Raw genomic sequence first — 20,229 nt, 5'->3', positions numbered from 1 at the left:
GTCACCAGCCCAGTTCGTTCGCGGTGGTTTCGGCTATCGCGGGCGAGCAGGTCATGCCGCGCCCGCCGGGCCCGGTGACCAGCCACACCCCCTCGCGCACCTGCTGGCGGTGCACGACCCGGCCGGGTTCGGTGCACTGTGCGTACACCCCGGCCCAGCGGTGCCGCACGCGCGGCAGCGGCCGGCCGAGCAGGGACTCGACGACGCCGGTGAGGTGCTCGTAGGGCTCCTCCACGGTGTCGAAGGCGAAGGGGTGTTCGTACTCGTGGGTGTCGCCGATGGTCAGGCCGCCGTCGGCGCGCTGCACCACGAGCAGCTGCATGCGGTGGGCGGCGGCGGTCTCGGCCTGCGGCTGCCGGGCGTTCAGCTCGTCGAGCGCGGGGGAGGCGTAGGCCGGGTAGTAGCGGAAGCTGTCGGCGTCGGCGACCGAGGTGGTCAGGGGTTCGCCGAGCGGGTCGGTCTGCATCATCTGCAGGCGGACGCGGCGCACGGGCAGGTCCGGTCCGGCCAGCTCGCGGACCAGGCCGCCGAGCCAGGCGCCGGTGCACAGGACGACCGCGTCGGCGTGGTGCACGTCCCCGTGGTCGTCGCGGACCGTCGCCGGGCCGGTGACCTCCCGCACCTCGCGGCCCGGCAGGAACGTGTAGTCCGGGTTCTTCAGCAGTTCCTCGCGCAGGGCGAGCTGGGCGGTGCGCGGCTCGACGGCCGCGTCCCGCTCGCAGTACAGGGCGGCGGTGAACTCGCCGCGCAGGGCGGGGTTGAGCGCGCGGGCCTCGCCCGGGGTGAGCAGCTTGTACCCGCGCGCCGCGGCGTCCGGGCGGCCCACGGCGGCCTCGGCCACGGCGAGTTCCAGGGGGCCGCGGACGGGGGTCAGCGAGCCGATGGCCCGGAAGCCCAGCGCCGGGACACGCGCGCCGATCTCCTCCCACCGCTCCCGCGCCCGCAGGGCGGCTTCCAGTTCTGCTCCACCGGCGCGGCCGCTGACCCAGATCTGCCCGAAGTTGCGCAGCGAGGCGCCGCGCGCCTCGGTCTCGCGCTCGATCTGGACGACCCTGTGGCCGCGCTCCAGTGCTTGCCAGGCGTGCATGGTGCCCACCACGCCGGCTCCGACGACTGTCACTCTCACGGCGGCAACGCTCCTCTCGATCAGGCAACCGGAGACATCCGGCTCACTACGAGAGCGTGAACCACCCATCACGTCTGGGCTAGACCCGTTACCCCTTCGTGACCTTACCGTGGGGTGCGGCAGGGGGTGCTCTCAGCGTCCGAGGTGGGTGGTGAAGGAGAACCGGTCACCCCGGTACAGGGACCGGACCCGCTCCAGCGGCCGCCCCCCGGTGTCCCGCGACACACGGTGGATCAGCAGCATCGGCAGCGCGGGCGGGGTGCCGATGAGCAGGGCCTCCCGGGGGGTGGCGAGCACGGTCTCGACGCGCTCGTCGGCGTCGCCGAAGGCGATTCCCTGGGCTTCGAGATAGCCGTAGAACGACGAGTCGGGATCGAAGTCGGCGTCCAGCCGGGGCACGCGCTCGACGGAGACGTACGTGCTCTCCAGGCCGACCCGCTCGTCGTCGGCGAGCAGCACGCGCTCCAGGTGCCAGACGGGCTCGCCCCGGGTGAGCCCGGTCTCGGCGGCGAGGGGCTCGGGGCACGGGAAGCGGTCGAGGGTGACGAGCGTACGGCCGGGGGTACGGCCCTGGCGGCGCACCCCTTCGGTGTAGCTGGCCAGGGAGAGCGGCTGGGCCAGCTTGGGCCCGGCGACGACGGTCCCCCGCCCCTGCCGCCTGAGCCGCCCCTCCAGCACCAGCTCCCGCACGGCCTGCCGCACGGTCTCCCGCGCCACGTCGTACCGCTCGGCGAGGTCCCGCTCGGTGGGGATGACCCCGCCCTCCCCCAGCTCCTCCAGCAGCCCCGCGATGCGCGCCTTGACCGCGTAGTACTTCGGAATACGCCCGTGCTCCGGAATGCCGGAGCGGACGGGGGCGCCGGGGGCCTGGTCGTTCGGGTAGTCCACGGGGGGATCGTCGCAGATGCGGGGAGGACGGGCGGAGGGCGGCCCGGGGCCCAGGGGCGGAGGGGCGCGGGCCCGGATGGCGCCCGGGGCAGCCCGGCGGCCTGGCGCAGCGCGCGCCGTGGGCCAGGGGGGCGGAGGGGCCGCCGGCCCGGATGGCGCCCGGGGCAGCCCGGCGGCCTGGCGCAGCGCGCGTCAGGGGCGCCAGTCCAGGCCCCGACCGGCGGTGGCACGCGCGGCAGCCCCACCGCCGGCCGGCCCAGGGGCAGCGGCCCCGGCGCACGGCCGCCCGGCGGACGGGGCACTCGTGCCCGCGGCCAGGCGGGCGCCCCGCGCGGCTCCCGGCTCCCGGCCGCGGCCCGCGCCTCAGCGGCGGCGACGGGCCAGCAGGAAGGCGCCTCCGCCGACGGCGAGCAGTGCGGTGGTGGCCGCCACTACCCCGCGCGCGAGACCTGGTCCGGTGCGGGCCAGCTCACGGGCCCGCTCTCCGGCCTCCTCGGCCTCCTGGGCGACCGGCAGCGAGGTGCCGTCCGGGTCGGCGCCGCTCGGGGTGGCGGACGCGGCCCCGGTCGGGCTGGCGCTCGTACCGCCCGGGTCCTCGGTGCCGCCCGGGTCCTGCGTCGAGTTCGGCTCCCGCGTGCCGTCCGGCACCCCTGTGCCGTCCGGGGCACCCGGCTCCCGTGTCGCCTCCGGGTCCTCCTCACCCGTACCGGTACCGTCCCGCCCGACACCGAAGCGGTAGGCGTTGGACTCCCCCACCCAGTCGCCGTCATCGCCACGGCGCTGGACGACGGCGGCGTTGGCGGTGATCTCGTCGGCACCGGCGTCGGAGGCCAGGGCGAGCCGGACCTTGACGCTGACCGTCTTGCCGGGCGCCACGGTGAACCCCTCGAAGCCCTCGCCGTCGAGCACACCGACCAGTTCCTGTTCGTCGGTTTCCTCGAAGGTGACGGGCCGGGCGCGGGCGCCGTCGTAGAAGTCCAGCTCGGCCTGGGACGGCTTCAGGGCGCGTTTGTCGTCGGTGAGGACGACGACCGGGTGGATGTCGGCGCAGACCTGGTCGGTGGTGTTGGTCAGGTCGATGTACCAGGTGCCGTAGCCTCCGCCCGCCTCGTAGGACGTGGGCCCGCCGTGGACGCGGGTGGTCAGCGGGAACGCGCGGTCGCCTGGCGCCGCGCAGGAAGGGGCCGAGTCCGCGTACGCGGCCTGCGACGACACCGGGACGAGTGGGGCGGCTGCGGCAAGGCAGAGGGACAGGGACGAGCACAGTCGCATAAACACATGACCATCCCGGCTGACGGCGGGGTACCGCCGCCGCCACTCCGGGCACGCGGACAAGCCCGCCCGATCGGCCGATCGCCCCACCGGCGAGCGACACCCTCAGAGCGCACCCCGCCGCAGCGCCCGCCCCCCGCTCAGGTACCGCACAGCCGCCGGGCGTGCGCGGCCCACATGTCACGCTCGGCTTCGGCGACCGCGAGCGCCTGCCGCTGGGCGGTGTCCGGGTGCCCGCCGCCCGCGATGATCCGCAGCAACCGGTGCCGCATGAGGTCGTACTCGCGCTCAGCCCGCCCGGCGGCGGCCAGCGCCCTGCCGCAGGCGTCCCGCGCAGGAGCGGGCACGACGCCTGCCGCCGATCCGGGCACGACCCCTGCCGTGGAGACGGGCGCACCCTGGGTCACCAGCGCAGGTGCGGCCTGAACCGCCGGGGCAAGCGCGACCAGGGACGCGACCGCCACCGCAACCACCACCGCAACCGCCACCGGACGCAGGTATCTCATGGCAACCTCCGGATCACCGATACGGCGGATGACCGGGGCGGGACAGCGACGGGGACAGGGACAGGACCGCCGGTTCAGGACGTGAGCAGGACCCGCCGGCCGCCGTCGTTCACGTCCAGGCACTCCTGGTACGGATCGGGATCACCACGCCGCTCCCGGCAGGTCCAGGTCGCCCCGTCCGTGTGGACGTCGACGGGCGCGCCGCCCGCGCGCTGCCACACCCGGGTGTAGGCGGCCGCCACCCCCAGCGCCGCGGTACAGGGCACGTCCCGTCCCGCCGACACGCCGAGCCCGGTCACCCGGTCCACTCCGCAGAACCGCACGGCACGCGCGGCCCCGTCCGGAGCGGCCACGGCCGGCACGGCCCCCGAGAGGCCCAGCACGACGGCACCCACCAGTCCCGCTGCGGCATTCACCTTGTTCGAGCGCACTCCGCGACCTCCTCGGAGACGATCACGAGCGCCGACCCCGCTCCAGCCCCGGCGCCCTCCATGGATGACTTCCTCACCGGACCCCGGTCGAACCGTAACAAAGGGCGCACAACCCATCACAGCGCGCATGTCACACCTCCCGGCCCCGCCGCGACAGCCGAAGACTCCCCGCGACAGCAGGGACTTCCCGCCCCAGCAGAACACTGCCCGCTCCAGCCGGAGGCCTCACGCGTCCGACCGCCCGAACAGCGGAGCGAGCAGCAGTTGCGCGGCCCCCTCCGCCACGAGCCGCTCACCGCCGGGAGCCACCCGTACCGGCACCGTCCCGCCCGGCACCCCCTCGCGCCGGGCCCGCGCGTCGAGCACGTCCGCGACGCCACGGACGTAGGCGTCCGGCGCCGCCGCGACGGTGCGCCCGCCGAGCAGCACGAGGTCGATGTCCAGCAGCCCCACCAGGTTCCCGGCGCCGACCCCCAGCACCCGCGCCGCCTCGCCGACCTCGCCACGGCCCACGGCCGACAGGCACAGCACCTCCACACACCCCCGGTTGCCGCACCCGCACGCGGGCCCGTCGAGCTGGAGCACCTGGTGCCCGAACTCCCCGGCCCCGGTCCGCGCACCCCGGTGCACGTGCCCGCCGATGACCAGTCCGGCCCCCAGCCCCGTACCGAGGTGCAGGTACGCGAAGGAGCCGCCCTCACCGGCGACCGAAAGGCCCAGCGCGGCCGCGTTGGTGTCCTTGTCCACCACGACCGGCACCCCCAGCCGCCCGGTCAGCGTGTCCCGCAGGGCGAACCCCTCCCACGCGGGGAACCCGGTGACGCGGTGCAGCACCCCGCGCGCGTGGTCGAGCGGTCCGGGCAGCGCGACGCCGACGCCGAGGAGCGAGCCCGCGGTGGCGAGCCCGTCGCCCCCCAGGACCTCGGCCACCAGTTCCTCCACGACGCCGGCCAGGACGCCCAGCACGGCCTCGGCGCCCGCCCCGAGGTCCAGCGGCCCGCGCCGCTGCCCGACCACGGTCCCGTCGAGGTCCACCAGCACGGCCCGCAACTCGTCCCGGTCCAGGTGCACCCCGACCGCGTGTCCGGCCTCCGGGACCAGGCGCAGCACGGTGCGCGGCTTGCCCCCGGTGGACGCCCGCCGTCCGGCCTCGGCGGCGAACCCCTCGTCCCGCAGCCGTGCGGTGATCTTGCTGACCGCCTGTGGGGTCAGCCCGGTCCGTTCGGCCAGCTCGAGGCGGCTGATGCCCGGGGCCCCCGCCGTCCGCAGCAGGTCCAGCACCAGCGCGGCGTTGTGACTGCGCACCGCGACCAGATTCGCCCCGACCGGCCCACCGCTTCTCGTCCTGTTCACGCCACCCATTCTCCCCACCGCTTGCACTTTGGCAACAGCGTTGCGAAAGTAGGACGCATGACTGGTACCCCCCTCCGCATCGGCCTGATCGGTTACGGCCTGGCCGGCTCCGTCTTCCACGCGCCGCTGATCGCCGCCACCGAGGGCCTCGCCCTGGACACCGTGGTGACCTCGAACCCCGAGCGGCAGGAGCAGGCCCGCGCCGAGTTCCCGGACGTGCACGTCGCCGGCACCCCCGAGGAGCTGTTCGACCGCGCCGACGCGCTGGACCTGGTCGTCATCGCCTCTCCGAACAAGACGCACGTCCCGCTCGCCACCACCGCCCTGAAAGCGGGCCTGCCGGTGGTCGTGGACAAGCCGGTGGCGGGCACGGCTGCGGAGGCGCGCGAGCTGGCCGCGCTGGCCGAGGAGCGCGGCCTGCTCCTGTCGGTCTTCCAGAACCGCCGATGGGACAACGACTTCCTGACCCTGCGCAAGCTGGTGGCGGACGGCGCGCTGGGCGACGTCTGGCGCTTCGAGTCCCGCTTCGAGCGCTGGCGCCCGCGGCCCAAGGGCGGCTGGCGCGAGTCCGGCGACCCGGCGGAGATCGGCGGTCTGCTCTACGACCTCGGCAGCCACGTCGTCGACCAGGCCCTGGTGCTGTTCGGCCCGGTCACCGAGGTGTACGCCGAGGCGGTCGTCCGCCGGGCCGGCGCCGAGACCGACGACGACACCTTCATCGCGCTCACCCACGCGAGCGGCGTCCGCTCCCACCTGTACGTCTCCTCCACCACCGCTCAGCTCGGCCCCCGCTTCCGGGTGCTCGGCTCCCGGGCGGGCTATGTGAAGCACGGCCTCGACCCGCAGGAGGCGGCGCTGCGCGAAGGGCTGCGGCCGGGCCCGGCCTGGGGCGCGGAGCCCGAGGCGCTGTGGGGCAGGATCGGCGCCGGGCAGTCCCCGCTGACCGACGGCGGCGACCCCGTGCCGACCCTCCGCGGCGACTACCCCGCGTACTACGCGGCCGTGGCCGCCGCCCTGGCCGGTGACGGCCCCAACCCGGTGACCGCCCTGGAGGCGGCCTCGGCCCTCGACGTGCTGGAGGCGGCCCGCCGGTCCGCCCACGAGAAGGTGACGGTGACCCTCTGATGCACCACCCGCAGATCACCCCCCGGTTCGCGCCCGAGATCACCCCGAGCGTGGAGGAACTGGAAGAGCAGGAACGCCGGCTGGTCTTCGGCCGGTTCACCCACGACGACGCCTGGGCCCTCGGCTCCCTCCTGGTGGAGCTGGCCCGGGAGCGCCGGGCCCCGGTCGCCGTCGACATCCACCGCGGCGGACAGCAGCTGTTCCACGCCGCCCTGCCCGGCTCCACCCCGGACAACGACGCCTGGATCGGCCGCAAGCGCCGGGTGGTGGAGCGCTACGGCGCCTCCTCCTACCTGGTGGGCGCCCGCTTCCGCGCCAAGGGCACGACCTTCGAGGAGTCCTCCCGGCTGGACCCCGACACCTACGCGGCGCACGGCGGCTGCTTCCCGGTCCGGGTCGAGGACGCGGGCGTCATCGGCACGGTGACGGTCTCCGGGCTTCCCCAGCTCCAGGACCACCGGTTCGTCGTGGAGGCGCTGGAGCGTTTCCTCGGCAAGTAGTGTCGAAAGTGGCGTCCGCCGGATTACCGCGCGGCTCCCTCCGGTTGGCACCGGTGTGCACGACCATCACGGCACCACACCCACCCGGAGGGAAGGGACCCGATGAGCGAGTCGACGGACAGCGCCCGCACCGTCAAGGAGTCGATCGGCCGGTACGGCGTCTGGAACGTGGGCCTCAGGGCGGAGGACCCGGCCCGGCGCGGCGACATCGCCGAGGCCGCCGCGGAACTGGAGCAACTCGGCTACGGGGCCGCCTGGCTGGGCGGCAGCAGCGCACCCCGGCACGCCGCGCCGCTCCTGGAGGCGACGTCCCGGCTCGTCGTCGGCACGAGCATCCAGAGCATCTGGCAGTACGAGGCCGAGGAGAGCGCGGCCGGCTTCGCCGAGCTGGAGTCGGCCCACCCGGGCCGTTTCCTGCTCGGCCTCGGCGTGAGCCACGCCAAGCTGGCGGACCAGTACCGGCGTCCGTACTCCGCCCTGGTCGCCTACCTCGACGCGCTGGACACGGCCGGTGTCCCGGCCGGGCGCCGGGTGCTCGCGGCCCTGGGCCCGAAGACCCTGGAGCTCTCCCGCGACCGGTCGGCGGGCGCGATCCCCTACCTCGTCACCCCCGAGCACACCGCGCGGGCCCGCGAGATCCTGGGCGAGGCCCCGCTGCTGGCACCGGAGTTCGCGGTCGTCCTGGAGACCGACCCGGCCACCGCCCGCGCCCTGGCCCGCGAACACCTCTCGATGTACCTCGCCCTCCCGAACTACACCAACAGCTTCCGCCGCCTCGGCTACACCGAGGACGACCTCTCCGACGGCGGCAGCGACCGCCTGGTGGACGCCCTGTACGCCTGGGGCGACGAAACCCGCATCCACACCCGCCTCAACGCCTTCCACGAGGCGGGCGCGGACCATGTGGCGATCCAGGTGGTGGACGGCGGCTCACGGGAGAGCCTGCCGCGCGAGGCGTGGCGGAGGCTGGCGCCGCTGCTGGACTGAGGAGTGCGGAGGCGCCGGGAGCCGGACGGCCGGCCGGCCGCGATCTCCGCGCGGCAGGCGGCCGTTCAGCGGTCTCCCGGCGCCACGGTGCTGCCGGCGACGCTCCCTGCGCTCCCGGCGGCCGCTGCCGGCGCTCCCCGCGGAGCGCTAGGCGTCCTTCAGTTCCTGCCTCTGCCGGCCGAGGCCTTCGACCTCCAGTTCCACCACGTCGCCGGCCCGCAGGTACGGCTTCGGGTCCGGGTGGCCCATGGCGACCCCGGCGGGCGTGCCGGTGTTGATGACGTCGCCGGGGTAGAGGGTCATGAAGTGGCTGACGTAGCGCACCACTTCACCCACGGGGAAGATCTGCTCCGCGGTCGTCCCGTCCTGTTTCAGCTCGCCGTTGACCCACAGCCGCAGCGGGAGCCGCTGCGGGTCGGGGACCTCGTCGGCCGTCACCAGCCACGGGCCCAGCGGGTTGAACGTCTCGCAGTTCTTCCCCTTGTCCCAGGTACCGCCGCGCTCGATCTGGAACTCCCGCTCGGACACGTCGTGCGCCACCGCGTACCCGGCGACGTGCGCGAGCCCTTCCTCGGCCGACTCCAGGTAGCGGGCCGTACGTCCGATGACGACGGCCAGCTCCACCTCCCAGTCGGTCTTGGTGGACCCGCGCGGCACCAGCACGGTGTCGTTCGGTCCGACGACCGTGTCCGCGGCCTTGAAGAAGATCACGGGCTCGGCGGGCGGCTCGGCCCCGGTCTCCCGCGCGTGGTCGTGGTAGTTGAGCCCGATGCACACGACCTTGCCGATCCGGCCGACCGGGGGCCCGACGCGCAGCCCCGCGGCGTCCAGGGCGGGCAGTTCGCCGGCCTCGGCCGCCGCCCGTACCCGGCCGAGCGCGGCGGCGTCGGCGAGCAGCACCCCGTCGATGTCGTCCACGAGTCCCGACAGGTCCCTGAGCGTTCCGTCGGCGTCGAGCAACGCGGGGCGCTCCGCCCCGGCGGGACCGACTCGCAGCAGCTTCATGGTCACAATCTCCCTCGATCGCGGACGCCCGGCCGATGGGTGCAGCCAACGGAGCGGACTTGGTCGATCCTCCAATCCGGCCGTCCACTCCGCAATACCGTGTTCACGTACTGGACTGCCCTCCCGCTCCCGGCCTGCGGGTCGGCGGTACCGGGCGGCCCGCACCCGCAGTCGGGAAGGGCCTCGCTCCTCAGCGGTACAGGGCGGCCCGCTCCACCGCACTCCATGTGGTGCTGGTGACGACGTACAGTGCCGCCGCGAGCGGCACCACCGCGACGGTGACGAGCGTGAAGAACGACATGAACGGCATGAGCCGGTTGACCGCGCCGAGGCCCGGCACCTGTTCCCCGTCGGTCACCGCGAGCGGGGCCGGGTTCTTCGCCGTCATCAGCCGGGTGCGCCGGTAGTTGAAGGCGGCGACCGCGGCGACGAGGGCGAACAGCGCGAGGTAGACGAGCCCGGCGGTCCCGAACGCCCCGCCGTCGGCGAGGGCGTCGGTCCAGCGTCCGCCGAGCGGCGCGGTGAACAGCCGGTGGGACAGCAGCCCGCCGGCCCCGCCACCCGCCGAGGAGCTGGAGAAGAGGTGGTAGAGGAGGAAGAAGGCGGGCATCTGGAGCAGGCTGGGCAGGCAGCCGGAGAGCGGTGAGACCTTCTCCTCGGCGTGCAGTTCGAGGACCGCCTGCTGGAGCCGCCCGGGGTCCCCGGCGTGCTTCGCGCGCAGCTCGGCGATCCTCGGCTGGAGCGCGGCCCGGGCGCGCTGCCCGCGGGCGGCGGCCCGGGAGAGCGGATGGACGAGGAGCCGTACCAGCGCGGTGAACAGGACGATCGCGGCGGCGGCCGCGGAGGCGTGGAAGAGCGGCTGGAGCAGGTCGGCGAGCTGCTCGACCAGGCGCGCGAAAACGGACATGGGTGGACCCCTTCGTGACGGGTGCGTCGTGCCGGTGTGCGGGGCCCCGCCGGCTCACGGGAGACGGCGGGGCAATGCGGCAGGACGACCCGCGCGGGGTCACGTCTGGCTGGTCACGCTCCGACGATCATGCGGACGAGCATGTCGGGAGGGTCGCGTGTCTGTAGCTGTACCGGCCGGTGCCCTGCGCGCGGGTCGTCGCGAGGGCGTGTCCGGGTGCCCGGGGCCGGCGGCGCCCCGGGGCGTCGGGGTCGCGCTGCGGCAGGAAGGCCGTACGCCGGGCCCGGTCGCGTATCGCCGTACGCACCCGGGTGGGCGGCACGGCGAGTGCGGAGCGGGCGGCGAGCAGGACGCAGGCGGCGAACGCGGAACCGGCGGCGGCGGTCGCGGCGAGCGCGACGGCGGTGGAGAGGCTGCCGGTGTCGAGGAGCGCGGCCTGGAGCAGGAGCAGGCTCACCAGGACCAGCAGCGGGGCGCCGGGACGCGCGACGGCGGAGCGACCGCGGACCATGACCTCCCCCTCCCCTGGACCTTCGTGACCGTTACGCGGGATCGATGTGCAGGGGCTCCAGGAGCCGCTTCGGCTTGAGCAGCGCCCTGCTGACCGGATCCGCCGGATCGGGATCGAGTCCCGGCCCCGGCACCATAACAACGTCCGCGGGGGGCACGACGGTTCCACAGGCAGGACATTCGCCGTACGGACCGAGTTCGGTGCCGCACCGCGCGTGCTGGAAGGCCCGCAGCTGGACCTCCTGGAAGTGCTCGCGGCCCCACAGTCCCAGCGCCCGCAGCGCGGGCCACAGCGCGACCCCGCGCTCGGTGACGACGTACTCGTCCCGCGGCGGCGCCTCCTGGTAGCGCCGCTTCTCCAGGATCCCCTCCTCGGTGAGCGCCTTCAGCCGGGCCGAGAGGACGGCACGCGGGATGCCGAGGTGGACGAGGAAGTCGTTGTAGCGCCGGACGCCGTAGAGCGCGTCCCGGACGACGAGGAGCGTCCACCGCTCCCCGACGACCTCCAGCGCGCGGGCGATCGAGCATTCCTGCGTCGCGTAGTCCTTGCCCAGTGCCATGCCGTCCACTGTAGCCATTCCTGCTCCAAGGGTTCAATCACCGAACCGAGGATGCTACGGTCGGACCATGCCTAAGTTCATTGAAAGAACTCACGTGGAGACGCCCGCCCGGCAGCCGACGGCCCCGCACGAGAGCGCGAGCCGGTCCGCGCCCCGGCACCCCCGCGCCACACTCGCCGTCACCAGCGCGGCCACCGCCGTGACCCTGATGACGTACACCGCTCCCGTGGTCACGCTCCCGGACACCGCGGCCACCCTGCACACCTCGGCGTCCGCCCAGGCCTGGCTGCTGAACGGCACCCCGCTGGGCCTGGCCGCCCTGCTCCTGGTGGCCGGCAGCCTGGCCGACGACTACGGCCGCCGCCGCGTCTTCCTCGCCGGCACCCTCGCCCTCGGCCTCACCACGGCCCTCGGCGGCCTGACGACCTCGACCTTCCCGTTCACCCTCGCCCGCATCGCCCAGGGCGCGGCGAGCGCCGCGATCCTCGCGAGCAGCCTGGGCCTGCTGGTGACGGCCTTCCCGAGCGCGCGCGGCCGGCTGCACGCCACCGGCGTGTGGGGCGCCTTCGTCAGCGCGGGCATCGCGGCGGGCCCGCTGGTCAGCGGGGCGTTCACGTCCTGGCGGGTGGCGTACGGCGCCCTCGGCGCGGCGGCGCTGCTGACGGCGGCCCTCGGCACCCGCGCCCTGTCCGAGTCCCGGGCCCCGCGCGGCGGCCGCCCGGACGTCCTCGGCGCACTGACCTTCGGCACAGCCCTGGTCTCCCTGGTCGCCGCCCTCACCCTCGGCCGCGACGGCTGGCTGCGCGCACCGGTGGGCCTGCTGTTCGCGGCCACGGTGGTCCTGCTCGCCCTGTTCACGGTCGTGGAGCGCCGGTCCCGCACCCCCATGATCGACCTCTCCCTCCTGCGCCGGCCCGGCTTCCTCGCCTCCTCCGCGGGCGGCCTGTTCACGGGCCTGACGGTGATCGGCCTCTTCAGCTACCTCCCGGCCCTGCTCCAGCGGACCGAGCACCTGTCCGCGATGGACACCGCCTGGCTGTTCCTCCTCTGGTCGGGCTTGTCCTTCCTGGTCGCCCTGCAGGCCAAGCGGCTGGCGGGCCGGGTGGCGCCCCGCCGGCAGATGGCGGTGGGCTTCCTGCTGCACGCGGCGGGCGCGCTGACGATGCTGGGCGCGATCGGCGCGGGCTCGTGGACACGGATGCTGCCCGGCCTGGTCCTCGGCGGTGTGGGCAGCGGCCTGCTGAACGCGGCGCTGCCGCTGGTGGCGGTGGAGTCGGTACCGGCCCAGCGGGCCGCGATGGGCTCCGGCGCCCAGCAGACGTTCCGCTACATCGGCTCCTGCGCGGGCGTGGCCCTCACGATCGCCCTCGTCACGTCGTCGGGCGGCGGCCCGGGCCACGGCGCGAACGTGGCGATGACGGTCTCGGCGGTGCTGGCCGTGCTCGGCGCGGCACTGGTGGGACTGCTGCGGGAGCGGGCCTGAGGACGGGTCCGGCCGCTCACCACGACCGCTCACCCCCGGGGCCGCACCGACCTCAGCCTCCCCCACACCGCCATCCGGTACCGCGAGGTGAACTCGGGCGTGCAGGTGGTCAGGGTGATGTAGTAGCCCGGCTCGTCGTACCCGTACCCGGGCCGGACGAGGGAGCGCGGCACGGGCCGTACGACACCCGAGTCGCGGGCGGACGTCCGCGGCAGGATCCGGTCGACGGTGTACGTGTAGACCGCCGCCCTCGTCTCCACCTCCACCGTGTCGCCCCGCCGGAGCCTCGGCAGGTACCGGAAGGGCTCGCCGTGGGTGTTGCGGTGCCCGGCGAGGGCGAAGTTGCCCGCCTGGCCGGGCTGTTGGGTGCCCGGGTAGTGGCCGACGTACCCCTTGTTCAGGACGTCCTGCTTGCTCACCCCCTCGGCGACGGGGACGCGGAGCCCCAGCCGGGGCACGAGGAGAACCGCGTACGCCTGGGAGCGGCGTGGCCACCCGGCGCCGACGACGGACCCGGACGCCCCCCGTCGCCCACCATCACCCACCCCGTTCCCCGCGCCGGCGGACGGCCCGGGACCGGCGGACGCCGAACCCGGGGACGCGCCACGTGAGGGGGCGTCCCCCGAGGGCAGCCCGGCGTCGCCGCCGTTCCCCCACTCCCGCTCCAGGGTCCGCACCTCCCGCGCGGCCCCCTGCCGCGCCTCCCGGTTGGTCCACCACAGTTGGTGCACGACGAGCAGCATGAGCACGGCCCCGACGGTGACCAGCACCTCGCCCGAGCCGAGCAGCCCTCGCCGCCACCTCGCCCGCCTGCGACGGTCCCGGTGCCGTACGACCCGCATCCGCACGCCCACCTCCCACCGCCCGGCCTCCCGAGGAGCCGCCCGCACGATAGGGCGAGCGACCTCAACTCACCAGAGCCGTGCGAACCCTTCAGGTGGACAACTGATGGGGCCCTGCCAGGAAGCCGACGCGGAACCGAACGGGACCCTGCCAGGACCCGTCGGGGACCTGCCGGGGGTCTCGGGGGGGGCCGACGGCCGGGGCGTCCTCCTCCTGTGTCACCGGTCGGCAGTACGGTGTCCCCCATGCGCCCCGACACGCCTGCCGAGAACGTCGACCACACCGCCGAAGCGGCACGCCTGGAGCGAACCGCCGGCCTGTACCCCGAGGACGCGGAGGCCCTGCTCCTACGCGCCGCGGCCCATTTGGAGCTCTCCGGCGACCGCCCCGCCGCGACGACGCTCTACGACCGCCTGCTGTCCTCCTCGGACGGGCTGGAGGACCCGCACCTCGTCCGCGCCCTGAAGGCCTCGAACCTGTGGGAGTACGGCCACGAGGCGGAGGCACGGGCGATCATCGACGGCGTCCGCATGTCGGCGCCGCGCGATGCGGCCCCGTGGGTGATCGTGGCGGAGTCCCTGGAGGCTCACGACGAGCTGGAGGCCGCGGAGGAGACCTTCACCGAGGGAGCGAGCCTGCTCCTGCCGGAGGGCACGGAACCCCCGCGCGTCACCCATCCCCTCCTCTACGGCCGCCACCGCGTCCGCCGCATGCGGGGCCTGCCCCACGACGACTGGGACATGCTGGCGGACACCCTCCACACCTCCCCCGTGCCGCTGGACGAACTCCACGACCCCAAGCGTGTGTGGTCGCTGGGCTCGGACAACCCGGCGGAACTGGCGGCGGAGATCTCCCGCCTCCGCGCGGAGCTCGGCGCCTACCGGGAGGCGCTGTCCCGCCCCTTCCCGGTGGCCGTCCTGCACTGGCCGGCCCCCGAACTGACGGAACTGCTCTCGGCCTACGACGCCCTGACCGCGGAATACCCCTCCCACGAGACGCACCTGGCGACCATAGAGGCCTCCCTCCGCGAACTGGCGGCCTCCGGCACCGCGAACCTGGGCATCGTCACCGGCACGGTCCCGTCCTACGAGGCGTTCGCGGCCTCGGAGGGCTCGAGCCCGTCCGACCCCACCCTCCTGCCCCAGTACGCCACGACTCTGGCAGCCCGGGGCCGCGCGGTGGCGTGGCCGCCGCAGCGGGGCGCCTCGTGCTGGTGCGGCTCGGCCCGGACGTACGACGCCTGTCACGGAACGCGGGAGCCCGTAGCGGGCGTCTGAGAGGCGGGGGTGGGTCGGGCACGCGGGCCGGCCGCCTCCCGGAGCCTCCGGCCGACGGGGGATCCGGCCGACGGGGGATCCGAACCCACCGGAACGAGGAGAGGGCCCGGCCATGCCCCAACCCTGGCCCACCGTGGCCCTCTTCCTCGCCGCGTTCTGGACGCTCGTCGGCGCCCACGGCACCCGTGCCGCCCTGCGCGCCCGCCGGTCCCTGGACCTGCTGGGCGTGCCGGGCGTCCGGACGAGAGGCGAGGTGGCCAACTCGGCCCGCCGTGTCGGCACGTCGTACCACCCACCGCAAATCCGGTACCAGGCCCCACCGCCCGGCCACCCCACCGCGCCCGCCACCCGGACCTACCGCCAGGTCCCCCTGAACCCCGGCTCCCCCAACGCCCTCTACCGCGGCACCCCGGTCGTCCTCCGCTACGACCCGAGCGACCCACGCCGCGCGGTGGTGGTCCGCACGGCGAAGTCCTACTCGCCCACGGCGAATCTGATCTGGTGCGTGTCTTTCATGACGTTCGGTGTCGGACTGGGCGTTTTCTCGCTGCTGTGACCGGACCCCTCGCAAGCCGATTCACAGAACACCGGCGGGGGCCGCCGCGCCCAGAAGGCCAGCCCTCCTCAGCCCCTCTGTCAGTGCCTCCTGTTACAACGGAGGCACGTCGAGAGTGGTGGAGGGGCCTGGTGACGGACGCGGGGGGACAGATGCAACCGGTCGCTGGCGTATACGAGCGGCTGATCACCGAGGATGTGCGCAGGGAGCTCGGGCAGCTCGAAGCCATGGGGTGGAAGGCCATCGATGCGGAGGTAGGCACCGAGTCGGCACCTCACGTGCTTGCCCGCCACATCGGTGAAGTGGTCGCGCGCAGGCTCACCCAGCTCCCGGCCGACCAGCAGGTCACCTACGCCAACCACATCCTGGCCTCCCTGAACGCCGGCACCCTTGAGCAGGGCGATCCGGAACCCACAAGCGCAGTCGCGGAAGGCCCCCGACAGCTGCTCGCGCTCGCCAAGCAGGAAGCGCCGGGGGCGTACGCGATCCGTCCGCTCACCCCGCTTTCCGAGACGTCACTCCTCACGAACTCCCCGGAAGACCTCAGCCTCGGCTCGGAGTTGCGAGCCGAGCTCGCCACGGCGGACCGCATCGACCTGCTCTGCGCGTTCGTGAAGTGGTACGGCATCCGGGTCCTGGAGGACGCCCTGCGCGCCGCCAAGGAGCGAGGCGTACAGATCCGGGTCATCACGACCACGTACATGGGTGCCACCGACCGCCACGCGCTCGACCGCCTCGTCCGCGACTTCGGCGCCACCGTCAAGGTGAACTACGAGATCCGATCGACCCGCCTGCACGCCAAAGCGTGGCTCTTCCGGCGCGAAACGGGCTTCGACACGGCCTACGTCGGCAGCTCGAACCTTTCCAGGGCCGCACTGCTCGATGGCCTGGAGTGGAACGTCCGGCTGTCCTCGATCGCAACGCCCGCGGTGCTGGACAAGTTCGAGGCGACCTTCGAGGCGTACTGGAACGACTCGGCCTTCGAGACCTACGACCCCGACCTGCACGGTGAGCGCCTCGACGGCGCACTGGCCCAGGCAGGCGGCGGCACCTCCGCCAGCGACCTGAAGATCAACCTGTCCGGCCTGGAGGTACGCCCCTTCCCGCACCAGCGGGACATGCTGGAACGGCTCACCGTCGAACGGGAGATCCGCGGACGGCACCGGAACCTGCTGGTCGCGGCGACCGGAACCGGCAAGACCGTGATGGCGGCCCTGGACTACCGAAGCCTGTGCAGGGCGTCGGAGAACAGACGGCCGAGGCTACTGTTCGTGGCCCACCGCAAGGAGATCCTCAAACAGTCGCTCCGCACCTACCGGGAAGTACTGGACGACGCCTCGTTCGGCGAACTGCTGCACGCCGGCACCGAGCCCCGTGCCTGGGACCACGTGTTCGCAAGCGTCCAGTCCCTCCATGTTCCGCGGCTTGAGCAGCTGGCCCACGACCACTTCGACATCATCGTCATCGACGAGTTCCACCACGCCACCGCCACCACGTACCGGCGGGTTATCGACCACTTCGCACCCCGTGAGTTGCTGGGCCTCACCGCCACGCCCGAGCGGATGGATGGACGGAACGTCCAGGACGAGTTCTTCGACGGCCGGATCGCCGCCGAAATGCGACTGTGGGAGGCACTGGAGAACGACCTGCTCTGCCCCTTCCACTACTTCGGCATTCCCGATGGCACAGACCTGACCAACCTCGGCTGGCAGAAAGGTGCCTACACCGACCAGGAGCTGGACAACCTCTACACGGGCAACCACGCCCGCGCCCGGATCGTGGTGAAGCAGATCCGGGACAAGGTCTCCAACCCCGGCGCCATGAAGGCGCTGGGCTTCTGCGTCACCAAGGCGCACGCCCACTTCATGGCGGACTTCTTCCGCCAGGCCGGTTTCCAGGCCATAGCTCTCGACAGCGAGTCTCCCGCTGAGTTGCGCGCCAGGGCGCTGACCGAGCTGCGCGACGGGAAACTCCAAGTGATTTTCTCTGTCGACCTCTTCAACGAGGGGCTGGACATCCCCGACGTGGACACGCTGCTCCTTCTCCGTCCCACCCACAGTGCCACCGTCTTCCTCCAGCAGCTGGGGCGCGGCCTGCGGCGCACCGAGACCAAGCCCGTGCTCACCGTCCTCGACTTCATCGGGCAGCACCGGGCAGAGTTCCGCTTCGAGGAGCAATTCCGCGCCCTCACCAATCTCTCGCGGAACCGACTCGTCGAACACATCGAGCGGGACTTTCCGCTCCTGCCGTCGGGCTGCCAGATCCTTCTGGAGGGCAAGTCCAAAGACCTCGTCCTGAACAACATCCGCACCCAGCTCAGCGCCAACGTCAGGACGTTGGCGAACGAGGTCAGGGCGTACAGCACACCGCGTCTGGCCGACTATCTCCGCGAGAGCCGCCGGGAGATCAAGGAGCTCTACAAGAGCGGGAACTCCTGGACGGCCGTCCTCCGGCGCGCCGGCCTGATCCATGAGGCCCCGGCACCGGGTGAGGCGGCTCTACTCAAGCGAGCGCACGCGTTCCTCCACGTGGACGACCCCGAGCGCGCCACGGCCTACCTCCGGCTCCTCGAAGACGACGCCCCGCCGTACGAGGAACTGCCTGCGGCGGAGCAGTCGTACGCCCGCATGTTGTTCTTCAACCTCTGGGACGACGCGGGTGGGTTCACCGGCTTCCAGGACGGTCTTGAGTCGCTGCGCTCTCAGCGAGTGTTCCGGGATGAGCTGCGCCAAGTGCTGTCCCATGTCATGGAGCAGGCGGACCACGTCCCGATTCCGCTGTCCGGCCGCCTCAGCCAGGTTCCGCTGAGGGTGCACTGTGCTTACAACCGATCCGAGATCCTCGCTGCCCTTGGTGTAGCTCGCTTCAACGGGCAGATGCCTCGATCCTTTGCGCAAGGCGTGCAGTGGGTCGAGGAGCTCCAGACGGACGCCCTGCTCATCACGCTGGAGAAGGACGAGAAGGACTTCTCCCCCACCGTCCGGTACAAGGACTACGCGCTGAGCCCGACGCTGTTCCACTGGGAATCCCAGAACTCGACCGCGGCGGACTCTCGCACCGGATTGCGGTATCGGCAGCACAACGATCGCGACAGCCACGTCCTGCTCTTCATGCGCCGCTACAAGAACACCGACATAGGCAAGTCCCAGCCGTGGATGCTTCTTGGCCCAGCCGCCTTTGCGCGCCACACCGGCAGCAAGCCGATGGCGATCACCTGGCGTCTGAAGCACCAGCTTCCAGCGGACGTCTTTACCTATGCAGCGATCACGGCGAGCTGATACACACCACCATTCGGGGGGTCAGTCCTCCCCCTTCTGCCCCTCGTCGTGATGCCCCTTGCCGGAATGGCCGTGGGGGTTCGGGTGAGGGTGCGGTGGGGTGGCCGTGTTCTGGGGGTGGTGTCGGGCGTGGGAGTTCTTGGGCTTGGGGGTGGTCGGGGGGCTGGGCGTCCGGGCCGGGCGGGCTGAGGAGGTCAGGTTCCTGGATATGGGCTCGGCCTGGGGGGTGGCCGGCTTGGGGGCCGGGGTGGTGGGAGTGCCGCCGGGGGTCTTCGTCTTCGGGGTGGGGCGCGGGTGGTCGGGGGTGGTCGCGGCCGCGTCCGTGTGGTTGGCGTTGGTTCCGCTGGTGCCCGGGGCGACGGCGAGGGTCGTTCCCAGGGCTACGGAGAGCGCGGCCAGGGCGGTGCCCACTGCCAGGCGGCGGTGGCGGTGGCGGCCCGGTGCTTCTGTTCGGTCGTGGGTGCGGAGGGGCAGAACGGCGGCCGCTCGGTGCGTTCGCTCCAGGTCGTTCGTGCCGACGTGCGGCGCAGGTTGGAGCGGGCCGTGGTCCAGCGTGGGGCCTGTCGGCAGCGGCTCGTACGGGTGGCTCCCGGGGGTCAGGGCGGCCAGGGCCTGCGCGCACTCGGCGGCGTCCGGGCGGGACTCGGGGGCCTGGGCCGTCATCGACCGCAGCAGGGCCGCGAGGTCCGAGGGGATCCAGTCGGGGACCTCGGGGGTGCGCAGGAGGCGGGCGACCGCTGCCTCCAGCGGGGTGCCCCGGTACTCCGGTGTTCCCTTCAGGCACTCCAGCAGGACCAGGCCGAGCGCGTAGACGTCGGCGGCCGGGCCGACGCGTCCGCCCTCCACCTGCTCCGGTGCCAGATAGGCGGCCGTGCCCGTCAGCACGTCGGGCGCGGTGTGGCGGGTGGCGTCCGCCAGGAGCGCGATGCCGAAGTCCGCCAGGTGGGGATCTCCGGCCCGGTCCAGCAGGACGTTCGAGGGCTTGACGTCGCGGTGGACTATGTCGGCCCTGTGGACGTAGGCCAGAGCCCCGGCCAGGGAGGCGCCGAGTGCGGCCACGCGCGGCTGGGGCAGCGGTCCGCTCGCCAGGAGGCTGTGCAGGCTGGGCCCGTCGACCAGCTGCATGACCAGGTAGGCCCGGTCGTCGTGGTGGCCGGAGTCGTAGACCGTGACCAGTCCGGGGTGCTGGAGGCGGGCGAGGAGCATGGCCTCCGTGGACAGGTTCTCCTCGGTCTGCGGTCCGGGGCCCGGCCGGAAGACCTTGACCGCCACGGGCCGCCTGAGGCGCGTGTCGAGGCCCTCGTAGACGTCGGCCATGCCGCCCGATCCGATTCTGGCGCCCAACCGGTAGCGACCGGACAGGACGTCAGCGGACCGGAAGTCCGCTCGGACCGGCGCGGGGGCCGGCGGGGCTGCTGATCGGCGGGCCTTCATCTGGTTCTCCGTTGCTGTCACCGCATACCGGACTCGGCCATGGGCCGTGCTGGGAAAGCGGGTACCCGAGGGTCTGTCAGCTATCCGGCCGGGGCGGGGTCCGGGAGAAGTTCAGCCGGCCCGGCCGGTTCAGCCGGCCCGGCCGGTTCAGCCGGTCCGGCCAGTGCGGCCAGTTCAGCCAGTTCAGC

19 protein-coding genes are annotated in these 20,229 nt (G+C 73.3%); 7 read left to right on the top strand and 12 right to left on the bottom strand.

Features of this window, described 5'->3' with window-relative positions; translation table 11 throughout:
- Window position 1 precedes the first annotated feature (1 nt).
- The 6 genes from PV343_RS21005 to PV343_RS20980 form a co-directional block, all read right to left on the bottom strand.
- The gene (locus PV343_RS21005; RefSeq protein WP_319148498.1) at window positions 2-1,126 is read right to left on the bottom strand and encodes a TIGR03364 family FAD-dependent oxidoreductase; all 1,125 of its coding nucleotides are present in this window, start codon (window positions 1,124-1,126) and stop codon (window positions 2-4) included.
- A gap of 132 nt (window positions 1,127-1,258) precedes the next feature.
- Window positions 1,259-2,014: a GntR family transcriptional regulator gene (locus PV343_RS21000; RefSeq protein ID WP_319148497.1), complete on the bottom strand. Its 756-nt coding sequence runs from the start codon at window positions 2,012-2,014 to the stop codon at window positions 1,259-1,261.
- Window positions 2,015-2,377: 363 nt separating this feature from the next.
- A complete protein-coding gene (locus PV343_RS20995; protein ID WP_388237521.1) occupies window positions 2,378-3,286 on the bottom strand; it encodes a hypothetical protein in 909 nt (302 codons plus the stop codon).
- Between the two features lie 140 nt (window positions 3,287-3,426).
- Complete coding sequence (locus PV343_RS20990; RefSeq protein WP_319148495.1) at window positions 3,427-3,792, bottom strand: hypothetical protein; 366 nt, start codon at window positions 3,790-3,792, stop codon at window positions 3,427-3,429.
- A gap of 74 nt (window positions 3,793-3,866) precedes the next feature.
- Window positions 3,867-4,223, bottom strand: a complete 357-nt coding sequence (locus PV343_RS20985; RefSeq protein ID WP_319148494.1) for a hypothetical protein — start codon at window positions 4,221-4,223, stop codon at window positions 3,867-3,869.
- Between the two features lie 225 nt (window positions 4,224-4,448).
- Window positions 4,449-5,585, bottom strand: coding sequence for an ROK family transcriptional regulator (locus PV343_RS20980; protein WP_319148493.1), 1,137 nt, complete (start codon window positions 5,583-5,585; stop codon window positions 4,449-4,451).
- Between the two features lie 48 nt (window positions 5,586-5,633).
- On the opposite strand from PV343_RS20980, the gene PV343_RS20975 reads away from it, so the two are divergent.
- From PV343_RS20975 to PV343_RS20965, 3 genes are all read left to right on the top strand, one after another.
- Window positions 5,634-6,701, top strand: a complete 1,068-nt coding sequence (locus PV343_RS20975; RefSeq protein ID WP_319148492.1) for a Gfo/Idh/MocA family oxidoreductase — start codon at window positions 5,634-5,636, stop codon at window positions 6,699-6,701.
- Window positions 6,701-7,201 carry a heme-degrading domain-containing protein gene (locus PV343_RS20970; RefSeq protein WP_319148491.1) on the top strand — a complete coding sequence of 167 codons (501 nt, stop codon included), beginning with the start codon at window positions 6,701-6,703 and terminating at the stop codon, window positions 7,199-7,201. The genes PV343_RS20975 and PV343_RS20970 overlap by 1 nt, the downstream gene beginning before the upstream one ends.
- 102 nt (window positions 7,202-7,303) lie before the next feature.
- A complete protein-coding gene (locus PV343_RS20965) occupies window positions 7,304-8,188 on the top strand; it encodes an LLM class F420-dependent oxidoreductase (RefSeq protein WP_319148490.1) in 885 nt (294 codons plus the stop codon).
- Window positions 8,189-8,335: 147 nt separating this feature from the next.
- Here PV343_RS20965 and PV343_RS20960 read toward each other — a convergent pair whose 3' ends face one another.
- The 4 genes from PV343_RS20960 to PV343_RS20945 form a co-directional block, all read right to left on the bottom strand.
- A complete protein-coding gene (locus PV343_RS20960; protein ID WP_319148489.1) occupies window positions 8,336-9,193 on the bottom strand; it encodes a fumarylacetoacetate hydrolase family protein in 858 nt (285 codons plus the stop codon).
- A gap of 190 nt (window positions 9,194-9,383) precedes the next feature.
- Window positions 9,384-10,100, bottom strand: a complete 717-nt coding sequence (locus PV343_RS20955) for a YidC/Oxa1 family membrane protein insertase (protein WP_319148488.1) — start codon at window positions 10,098-10,100, stop codon at window positions 9,384-9,386.
- 127 nt (window positions 10,101-10,227) lie between these two features.
- A complete protein-coding gene (locus PV343_RS20950; protein ID WP_319148487.1) occupies window positions 10,228-10,611 on the bottom strand; it encodes a DUF6412 domain-containing protein in 384 nt (127 codons plus the stop codon).
- A 31-nt stretch (window positions 10,612-10,642) separates the two neighbouring features.
- Entirely contained in the window at window positions 10,643-11,170 is a 528-nt protein-coding gene (locus tag PV343_RS20945) for a helix-turn-helix domain-containing protein (protein WP_317447858.1), read from the bottom strand.
- A gap of 67 nt (window positions 11,171-11,237) precedes the next feature.
- On the opposite strand from PV343_RS20945, the gene PV343_RS20940 reads away from it, so the two are divergent.
- The gene (locus tag PV343_RS20940; protein ID WP_319148485.1) at window positions 11,238-12,653 is read left to right on the top strand and encodes an MFS transporter; all 1,416 of its coding nucleotides are present in this window, start codon (window positions 11,238-11,240) and stop codon (window positions 12,651-12,653) included.
- Window positions 12,654-12,682: 29 nt separating this feature from the next.
- Here the strand turns inward: PV343_RS20940 and PV343_RS20935 are convergent, their stop codons facing one another.
- Window positions 12,683-13,495 (bottom strand): class E sortase, encoded by an 813-nt coding sequence (locus tag PV343_RS20935; RefSeq protein WP_388237559.1) that lies wholly within the window; start codon window positions 13,493-13,495, stop codon window positions 12,683-12,685.
- Window positions 13,496-13,741: 246 nt separating this feature from the next.
- Between PV343_RS20935 and PV343_RS20930 the strand changes: the two genes are divergently transcribed.
- The 3 genes from PV343_RS20930 (at window position 13,742) to PV343_RS20920 (ending at window position 18,607) form a co-directional block, all read left to right on the top strand.
- Window positions 13,742-14,773, top strand: coding sequence for an SEC-C domain-containing protein (locus PV343_RS20930; RefSeq protein WP_319148483.1), 1,032 nt, complete (start codon window positions 13,742-13,744; stop codon window positions 14,771-14,773).
- A 112-nt stretch (window positions 14,774-14,885) separates the two neighbouring features.
- Window positions 14,886-15,329 carry a DUF3592 domain-containing protein gene (locus PV343_RS20925; RefSeq protein ID WP_319148482.1) on the top strand — a complete coding sequence of 148 codons (444 nt, stop codon included), beginning with the start codon at window positions 14,886-14,888 and terminating at the stop codon, window positions 15,327-15,329.
- A gap of 152 nt (window positions 15,330-15,481) precedes the next feature.
- Entirely contained in the window at window positions 15,482-18,607 is a 3,126-nt protein-coding gene (locus PV343_RS20920) for a DUF3427 domain-containing protein (protein ID WP_319148565.1), read from the top strand.
- Window positions 18,608-18,628: 21 nt separating this feature from the next.
- Here the strand turns inward: PV343_RS20920 and PV343_RS20915 are convergent, their stop codons facing one another.
- Window positions 18,629-19,924 carry a serine/threonine-protein kinase gene (locus PV343_RS20915; RefSeq protein WP_388237501.1) on the bottom strand — a complete coding sequence of 432 codons (1,296 nt, stop codon included), beginning with the start codon at window positions 19,922-19,924 and terminating at the stop codon, window positions 18,629-18,631.
- Window positions 19,925-20,229: the final 305 nt, after the last annotated feature.

The organism is Streptomyces sp. WI03-4A, from assembly GCF_033792105.1.
GTDB lineage: Bacteria > Actinomycetota > Actinomycetes > Streptomycetales > Streptomycetaceae > Streptomyces > Streptomyces collinus_A.
Note: the sequence above shows the minus strand (reverse complement) of the source record. Positions and strands in the feature narration are given on the sequence as shown.

What these genes read in the sequence shown, in the direction of transcription:
- PV343_RS20995 (WP_388237521.1), bottom strand. Translation starts at nt 3,286, where the DNA reads ATGCGACTGTGCTCGTCCCTGTCCCTCTGCCTTGCCGCAGCCGCCCCA.
- PV343_RS20990 (WP_319148495.1), bottom strand. Translation starts at nt 3,792, where the DNA reads ATGAGATACCTGCGTCCGGTGGCGGTTGCGGTGGTGGTTGCGGTGGCG.
- PV343_RS20980 (WP_319148493.1), bottom strand. Translation starts at nt 5,585, where the DNA reads ATGGGTGGCGTGAACAGGACGAGAAGCGGTGGGCCGGTCGGGGCGAAT.
- PV343_RS20975 (WP_319148492.1), top strand. Translation starts at nt 5,634, where the DNA reads ATGACTGGTACCCCCCTCCGCATCGGCCTGATCGGTTACGGCCTGGCC.
- PV343_RS20970 (WP_319148491.1), top strand. Translation starts at nt 6,701, where the DNA reads ATGCACCACCCGCAGATCACCCCCCGGTTCGCGCCCGAGATCACCCCG.
- PV343_RS20965 (WP_319148490.1), top strand. Translation starts at nt 7,304, where the DNA reads ATGAGCGAGTCGACGGACAGCGCCCGCACCGTCAAGGAGTCGATCGGC.
- PV343_RS20960 (WP_319148489.1), bottom strand. Translation starts at nt 9,193, where the DNA reads ATGAAGCTGCTGCGAGTCGGTCCCGCCGGGGCGGAGCGCCCCGCGTTG.
- PV343_RS20955 (WP_319148488.1), bottom strand. Translation starts at nt 10,100, where the DNA reads ATGTCCGTTTTCGCGCGCCTGGTCGAGCAGCTCGCCGACCTGCTCCAG.
- PV343_RS20950 (WP_319148487.1), bottom strand. Translation starts at nt 10,611, where the DNA reads ATGGTCCGCGGTCGCTCCGCCGTCGCGCGTCCCGGCGCCCCGCTGCTG.
- PV343_RS20945 (WP_317447858.1), bottom strand. Translation starts at nt 11,170, where the DNA reads ATGGCACTGGGCAAGGACTACGCGACGCAGGAATGCTCGATCGCCCGC.
- PV343_RS20940 (WP_319148485.1), top strand. Translation starts at nt 11,238, where the DNA reads ATGCCTAAGTTCATTGAAAGAACTCACGTGGAGACGCCCGCCCGGCAG.
- PV343_RS20935 (WP_388237559.1), bottom strand. Translation starts at nt 13,495, where the DNA reads ATGCGGGTCGTACGGCACCGGGACCGTCGCAGGCGGGCGAGGTGGCGG.
- PV343_RS20930 (WP_319148483.1), top strand. Translation starts at nt 13,742, where the DNA reads ATGCGCCCCGACACGCCTGCCGAGAACGTCGACCACACCGCCGAAGCG.
- PV343_RS20925 (WP_319148482.1), top strand. Translation starts at nt 14,886, where the DNA reads ATGCCCCAACCCTGGCCCACCGTGGCCCTCTTCCTCGCCGCGTTCTGG.
- PV343_RS20920 (WP_319148565.1), top strand. Translation starts at nt 15,482, where the DNA reads ATGCAACCGGTCGCTGGCGTATACGAGCGGCTGATCACCGAGGATGTG.
- PV343_RS20915 (WP_388237501.1), bottom strand. Translation starts at nt 19,924, where the DNA reads ATGGCCGACGTCTACGAGGGCCTCGACACGCGCCTCAGGCGGCCCGTG.